The 6,298-nt window shown below is 50.0% G+C and carries 7 protein-coding genes; 6 read left to right on the plus strand and 1 reads right to left on the minus strand.

Annotated elements, in window-relative coordinates; translation table 11 throughout:
* The first annotated feature begins 18 nt into the window (after positions 1 to 18).
* Positions 19 to 1,029 (plus strand): hypothetical protein, encoded by a 1,011-nt coding sequence (locus V8P86_RS16165; RefSeq protein WP_336328318.1) that lies wholly within the window; start codon positions 19 to 21, stop codon positions 1,027 to 1,029.
* 163 nt (positions 1,030 to 1,192) lie between these two features.
* On the opposite strand, the gene V8P86_RS16170 is transcribed toward V8P86_RS16165, so the two are convergent.
* Positions 1,193 to 1,726 (minus strand): hypothetical protein, encoded by a 534-nt coding sequence (locus tag V8P86_RS16170; RefSeq protein ID WP_336328319.1) that lies wholly within the window; start codon positions 1,724 to 1,726, stop codon positions 1,193 to 1,195.
* A 177-nt stretch (positions 1,727 to 1,903) separates the two neighbouring features.
* Between V8P86_RS16170 and V8P86_RS16175 the strand changes: the two genes are divergently transcribed.
* From V8P86_RS16175 to V8P86_RS16195, 5 genes are all read left to right on the plus strand, one after another.
* Positions 1,904 to 2,839: a DUF932 domain-containing protein gene (locus V8P86_RS16175; RefSeq protein WP_336328320.1), complete on the plus strand. Its 936-nt coding sequence runs from the start codon at positions 1,904 to 1,906 to the stop codon at positions 2,837 to 2,839.
* 463 nt (positions 2,840 to 3,302) lie between these two features.
* Positions 3,303 to 3,707, plus strand: coding sequence for a hypothetical protein (locus V8P86_RS16180; RefSeq protein WP_336328321.1), 405 nt, complete (start codon positions 3,303 to 3,305; stop codon positions 3,705 to 3,707).
* Positions 3,708 to 3,780: 73 nt separating this feature from the next.
* Positions 3,781 to 4,317, plus strand: a complete 537-nt coding sequence (locus tag V8P86_RS16185) for a TATA-box-binding protein C (RefSeq protein WP_336328322.1) — start codon at positions 3,781 to 3,783, stop codon at positions 4,315 to 4,317.
* Between the two features lie 63 nt (positions 4,318 to 4,380).
* The gene (locus tag V8P86_RS16190; RefSeq protein ID WP_336328323.1) at positions 4,381 to 5,961 is read left to right on the plus strand and encodes a type I restriction-modification system subunit M; all 1,581 of its coding nucleotides are present in this window, start codon (positions 4,381 to 4,383) and stop codon (positions 5,959 to 5,961) included.
* Complete coding sequence (locus V8P86_RS16195; RefSeq protein WP_336328324.1) at positions 5,958 to 6,257, plus strand: restriction endonuclease subunit S domain-containing protein; 300 nt, start codon at positions 5,958 to 5,960, stop codon at positions 6,255 to 6,257. Before V8P86_RS16190 ends, V8P86_RS16195 begins: the two co-directional genes overlap by 4 nt.
* The last annotated feature ends 41 nt before the right edge of the window (positions 6,258 to 6,298 follow it).

The raw sequence follows: 6,298 nt of genomic DNA on the forward strand, positions 1-6,298 counted from the left end.
AAATATCAGGAAAAGAAAATGAGTGTAGATCAGATTACGGCGTACGCTGTGGACCTGAGAATTTACAAGGATCAGGCGAGCGTAACGACACCGGGAAATTATCTAGAAATTCCTCTTCCAGATGAGGTCGCTGACTTTGAAGGTGTGGAGATCGGTGAGAAATCTTTCTATGTACATCTGGTGAAGGATGACGACTTTTCGTACCTGAGGTACACCCCGGATGACGATAGTTCACGGCACTTTCTGAAACTAAAGGAGAAGAGTGGCAGCGACCCTTCTCTTGCGGTTAGTCTTCCTGCTGAGTATGCGGTTACATACAATCTAAGCCCTTTCCAGGGAATGGAGCACGGAGACAGAGTGAATATCGAAATACGTGAAGATGAAAATGAGATACGGGTCTACACGCCGGAAGAATTCCCACATCGAGTGAAACAGTTATCTGAGGAAGGTACCCTGACCGATTTCGATACACCGGTGATCGCACCTGTACTGGCGACAGGCGACGGGTTCACAGATTTAACGGTCTCAGCTAACGCACAGAGTCAGAAGTTCGAGATCGTGCCGTTTGATGGGCAGCACCGGAGTTTTGTGGAGATCGCGGAGGAATACCCGATTTTCCGTTCTCAGACTGGCAGAGTAAGAGGTGAGGTGTTTCGAGGTGGTCCAAGGCTCCTGAATGCTGTGAGAGATGAATCCGGTATTCCAACTATCGAGGCAGATATCAAAGTGAAATGGGCTCCAGATGCTCCGCCGAGTATGGGTGGCGGTGGTGAGGTAATCTATACTAAGGAGAGCTCTTCTTCAGCAAAAGTGGAACTTCAGGAAGAGGGTTCATATTCTGTATTAGCGGAGAAAGACGGTGAAAGCGGTGGTATGTGGCTGGCCCCTGATCCGAATCTGGCTATGACTGATCCAATTAGAGACTCTTGGAGTGCATTCCTATTTGATGACGAGGAAGATTGGGAAGCACCGAAGATCTACATACCGGTGAACTTGGGAGAGGTCAAAGGTCACTGGCCACAGCGTTAGCTGGGACTGCTCTTTCTTCTCCTGAAGTACATCAGAACGGAGAACAGGGTTAGAGGTGTTGAGATTTTCCAGTATCCCTGTGCTATTCTTATTCCGCCTACTGCTGCGGTGAAGAGCCAGAGTTTCTGGTTGGTGGAGATAGCCACAAGGCGAACTCTACTTTTTATTCAATATATCCTTTTTCGGCTTCAAATCCTTCGCCTTCAAGCGCATCGATAATGCCGTCTACCTGTTCGTGGGCGTCTTCTTCTGTGAACGGTGGGTGTGTCTCGCTGGTTTGTACTCTCCAGTAATCGTCCGGGAATTCTGGAGTGTACCTTACGTCGAGTCCGAAGGCAGGGAATGGCTCATCGACATCGATAGGTCCATCTTGGCCTTGGATCTGGTTTGTCACTGGTTCGTCGACGTGGAGTACTCCTCTCAGGTTGCGGTAGATTAGTGATTCTACGTCCTGTCCTTCTTGGATTGCTTCGCTGAATTCGTCTCCGCTCACGTAAAAGAAGAGCTGTTCCTCGTCTTGTACTTCATCGAGGGTTGCTGTGAGTGCTTCTTGAGGTGTTTCTGCGGCGTTTGCGACCACGAAACCGTTTCTGTCTTCTACCTGGGCTTGATATGAGTTTACGTCGTAGCCGGCGTCTTCCAATGCTTCTGCACCAGTACGCAGATTCTCGCTGAAACGAGACGCAAAATCAGTCATATACTACTAAGAAATAACAAATATTTTATATTTGTTCAAAGCGGGGCATCCGAAACTTGGTGTGTGGCTTGAATAGTAGCGTTTCGGTCACCTTTCTTCTCCTACAAAGGTGATTCAACGATTAAAGGCGAAACCTACGTTTTCGACGACTTAGACGAGCTTTACGAAACCGCAGAAATGCTTCCGGAGGTTGACCGGCACGACGTCTACGCCCATCACACCGGGGAAGATGACTGGGAGGATATCCCGTACCGAGACAGTCTATGGACTGACGACGGCAGAGCCACAGGAGTCGTTTCCAGCAGCGAGGATTTCTACAACATCATCCAGTACGGGGATATCCTGGAGACGGTCGGTGATGCCGTAGACAGGCACGAGGATATAGAGCCGCGCGGCAAGGTATCTATCTCGCCCACGGCTCACAAGATGAGTGCTGATATCGACTTTGACGGTGCCACAGTCTACGCCTCCCAGGACGACCCTATCGACCTCGGGTTACAGGTACAGAGCGGCCACAGTGGTTTCCACGGCTTGAAGTACGACGTGGGTGCCGAGCGCCAGGTATGCAAAAACGGGATGAAGGCCTTCATCTCGGAACTCGGTTTCGACCAGACTCACAGCGAACCGTTCCAACCCGGCTTAGCTTACAACGCTGTTGACGCCGTGATCGAGTCGCCGGCAGAGATCGAGCACCGATTGGCCCAGGCGCAGAACCGGGAGTTAATGAACCGGGATGAAGCCCTGCTGGTCTTGATGGATACCGGGATTGACCGGTACCTGGAAGATCCGGTACCTGACTTGTTGAATGCGATGCACAACGAGGTGGAGGATCCGGAGTCACCGACTCTTTGGGAGACCTACAACACAGCCACACGCGCACTCACGCACTACACACGGGACGTACCGGATTACGAATTGGCGCAGGGCTTCGAGCAGGCTGCACAACTCTTGGAGAGCGGCGGAAACGAGGTGCCGGAGCCTGATAGACTCGGGCGTTCAGCGGTCTACAGTCGTTCCCGTGATCTAATTGAGCAGGGTAATTCGGAGCCGTACTGGCCTGACGAAGAAGACGCATTGAGAGAGTTGATGGAGGAGCACGAGATCGAGGCTTGACCGAGGTGAACCAGATATGCTACGACGGACAAGGACTGATCAACGAAACGACGATGAAAACCGGAAGAAGGCGGTGAAGGTGACGTACAATTACTGATTACGACGAGGAAGAGCCTATTGCGGAGTGGGAGGCCGCGTTTCTTCCGAACTGGGAGTGGGAAGCCTACGACAAGGCCGATGATGACGATGATGTCTACTTTGGCCGTGTCCGTTCCCCTAACACGTACGGCAAGTGGGAGTACGGTTACTTCAGCCAAGAACAACTCGAAAAGGCCGGAGCCTACCGTACTGATCTAGATCCGGAGGAAGACGCTCCCTTGTATCCTGACGGGGGAGAGGTTGAGGACGTCGTTGGCTTGTTTGAAACTGAGTTAGAGGCGTTGCTTGAACCTGGGGAAGGTGATGAACGATACAAGGAGAGATAGACGAGCTGCTTGAAGAATACGCAGAAGAAAAGCAGTATGTGGAGGAGGAGAAGCCGTACTGGGTGAATCTTACCGGCGGCACCTCTTTCTCCGGTCCTCTCCGCTTCGAACTGGAGAACTACTTCCCCGAGGCACACTACAAAGACGCGATTGATCAGGCTTTCCAGGACAAAGCCGAGGAAGAAGTCTTGCCGGACGGTGGCAGCATGACACAGTACTACTGGAGTGGAGACGAAGGGGTTGTGTACCATACCGAGGCTGGAGATGAATTGGTTGATCCCTTCTTTGGCTCAGTAAAGGAGGCTGAGCAGTATCTTGAGAATTTGGCTGATCGCCACGGAAAAGAACAGTACTCAGGGATGGTGCTACGTAAATCAGGGAATCGGAAAGTCGAGGAGGCAACTGAGGTCTTGACTGAGCAGTCTGGCCTGACGGACTGGTGACACAGTGACAGGAAAGAGAAGATTGAAACGAGTGGAATAAAGAGGAACCGTCTTCTCTGGATAGATAACCTGGATGCACGTAGTGAGTACGATGGGAAGTGGAGAGCTAGGCAGGGAGATAGATCTATCAGAGGTGATTGATGCTCTCTCTGCGGAGTTCGACATCGAGACCAACACCCACAGCGATTCTATGGCTACAATCAGATTGGTGGATGGAGGTCCTGCCTTGACTCTCTACCGTACCGGGACGTTTCAGATCCGAGGTACTTCCAGCAGGGAATCTCTGTTTGAGGCTAAGGAAGATCTGCTGAGTGCTCTTCGAGAAATTGGTGTAGAGTTTGACGAAGTCTCCTTCAGACAGAACAACTCGGTCTACCTCACGGACTTCGAGGCTGAGATCCGGTTAGAGGCTTTAGCTATCCACCTGGGACTTGAGAACGTCGAGTATGAGCCCGAACAGTTCCCTGGCGTCATCTATCGGCCTCCAGAATTAGGAACAGTGATGCTCGTATTTGCTAGCGGTAAATCGATCATCAGCGGCACTATAAGCAGGGCGGAAGCCGAGAAGTCAGAATCTCACCTACGAGACCAGCTACAACAGCTCAATTGACACCCTGTTTGTGGCCTACGGTTCAACGCAACCATTAACAGTGTTTCCTTAGCAACACTGTGTATGGCTATCGCGGGAAATTCTAATGGCGAGCTCGAAAAGAAACTCTGGGAAACCGCCGAAAAACTCCGAGGACCTGTCGACCCTTCCGAATACAAGGACTTCGCTCTTGGTCTCCTCTTCCTCAAGAGTATGTCCGACTCCTTCGAGGCTCGTAAACAGGAACTCGAAGAGAAAACCCACGACGAGGATTCCCGATACTACACTGAAGACGAGAAAGAACGCGAGTATATTCTAACGGACAAAGACGAGTACAAGCGCGAGAACGTATTCTACCTTCCTGAGGAAGCCCGCTGGCAGTACTTCGTCGATAACGCCACCGACCCACAAATCGGAAAAAAGATTGACGATGCGATGCGTGCTATTGAGGAAGAAAACACTCGGTTGAAAGGAATTCTGCCAAAAGGATATTCCCGTTCATCTCTCTCCGACAACTCTTCTGACGCACTGGAAGGCCTGATTAACCTCTTTGCTGATCTGGAAATGGAAGCGGGCAACGGGGACGGAGATGAAGATATCTTCGGCCGTATCTACGAATACTTCATCAAGCAGTTTGCGATGGAGGGCGGCCAGAAAGGAGGCGAATTCTACACACCAAAGAGCGTTGTCGAATTAATGGTTGAAATTTTGGAACCTTACGAAGGCCGTATCTTTGACCCCTTCAGCGGCTCAGGCGGAATGTTCGTCCAGAGCCAGAAATTCATTGAAAGCCACGGAGGCGACACCGACAAAATCTCGATCTACGGCCAAGAGATCAAGGAGAGCACTCTTCAGATCTCCAAGATGAACCTCTACCTCCGAGGCCTAGACGGAAACATCAAACAAGGTGATAGCATCCTTAACGACCAGCACAAAGGCCTTGAAGCAGACTACGTGATTACAAATCCACCATTCAACATGAGTGAGTGGGGGAGAGACTCCATCGCAGATGATGACCCCCGCTTCAAATATGGAGTAGCGCCCTCTAACAACGCAAACTATGCTTTCATCCAGCACATGATTAGTCATCTTGGGGATAGCGGTATGGCTGCAACAGTGATGGCGAATGGTGCTATGTCTGTTCAGGGCAAGGAAGGAGAAATTCGAGAGGGCATAATTGAAGACGATCTACTTGACGCTGTTATCGCTCTTCCGAAAGAATTGTTCTTCACAACGAGTATCCCGGCCTGCATTTTCATCTTGAGCAGGGGCAAGAGCTCGGACAAGTACCGCAATAGAAGCGAGGAAACGCTGTTTGTTGATGCGAGAAATGAATACGAGAGTATTAATCGGACACAAAACACCCTGGCAGAAGAGAATATTAACAAGATTGTTGAGAAGATTAGAGCCTACCGAGGCGAAGACGGAGCAGAAAAGTATGAAGACGAGAAAGGGTTCTGTAAGGTAGCTGAGATTGAAGATATAGCAAATAACCGATATATAATCACCCCAGGTCGATATGTGGGTGTCAAAGAGCAGGACGGAGATGATGAACCGTTCGAAGTTAAGATGGAGAGGTTGTCTGCTGATCTCAGAGAGAATTTTCAGAAGTCCAATGAGCTAGAGGAACAAATCGAAAAGAATCTTGAGGTGCTAGGATTTTGAACAAAGAACAACAGGATATAGATGAATTTGACTCAAACGAAACTTATGAAGGCGGCAATAGATGGGAGAATGTGACATTTTCAGATGTTATTGAAATAAACGACTACCCTTCTGCTGAAAAAAATAAAGAGTATCGATCCGTAGGGATGTCAGATTTGGGGAGAGATAAGCGGAAAATTCAGGGATGGGAATATAAAGAGTATACCTACTCTAGGCCGCGGTTCAGCAACGGCCAGACATTGATGGCAAGAATAACACCTTCGGTACTTCCCAACCGGCGTAAGCAGCGGAGCTGAAGCGTCGCTCTGATTGAGGAAGATGTCCGGTTCAGAAGTGT

This window comes from Halovenus anhuiensis (assembly GCF_037080055.1).
Taxonomy (GTDB): Archaea; Halobacteriota; Halobacteria; order Halobacteriales; family Haloarculaceae; genus Halovenus.

What these genes read in the sequence shown, in the direction of transcription:
- V8P86_RS16165 (WP_336328318.1), top strand. Translation starts at nt 19, where the DNA reads ATGAGTGTAGATCAGATTACGGCGTACGCTGTGGACCTGAGAATTTAC.
- V8P86_RS16170 (WP_336328319.1), bottom strand. Translation starts at nt 1,726, where the DNA reads ATGACTGATTTTGCGTCTCGTTTCAGCGAGAATCTGCGTACTGGTGCA.
- V8P86_RS16175 (WP_336328320.1), top strand. Translation starts at nt 1,904, where the DNA reads ATGCTTCCGGAGGTTGACCGGCACGACGTCTACGCCCATCACACCGGG.
- V8P86_RS16185 (WP_336328322.1), top strand. Translation starts at nt 3,781, where the DNA reads ATGCACGTAGTGAGTACGATGGGAAGTGGAGAGCTAGGCAGGGAGATA.
- V8P86_RS16190 (WP_336328323.1), top strand. Translation starts at nt 4,381, where the DNA reads ATGGCTATCGCGGGAAATTCTAATGGCGAGCTCGAAAAGAAACTCTGG.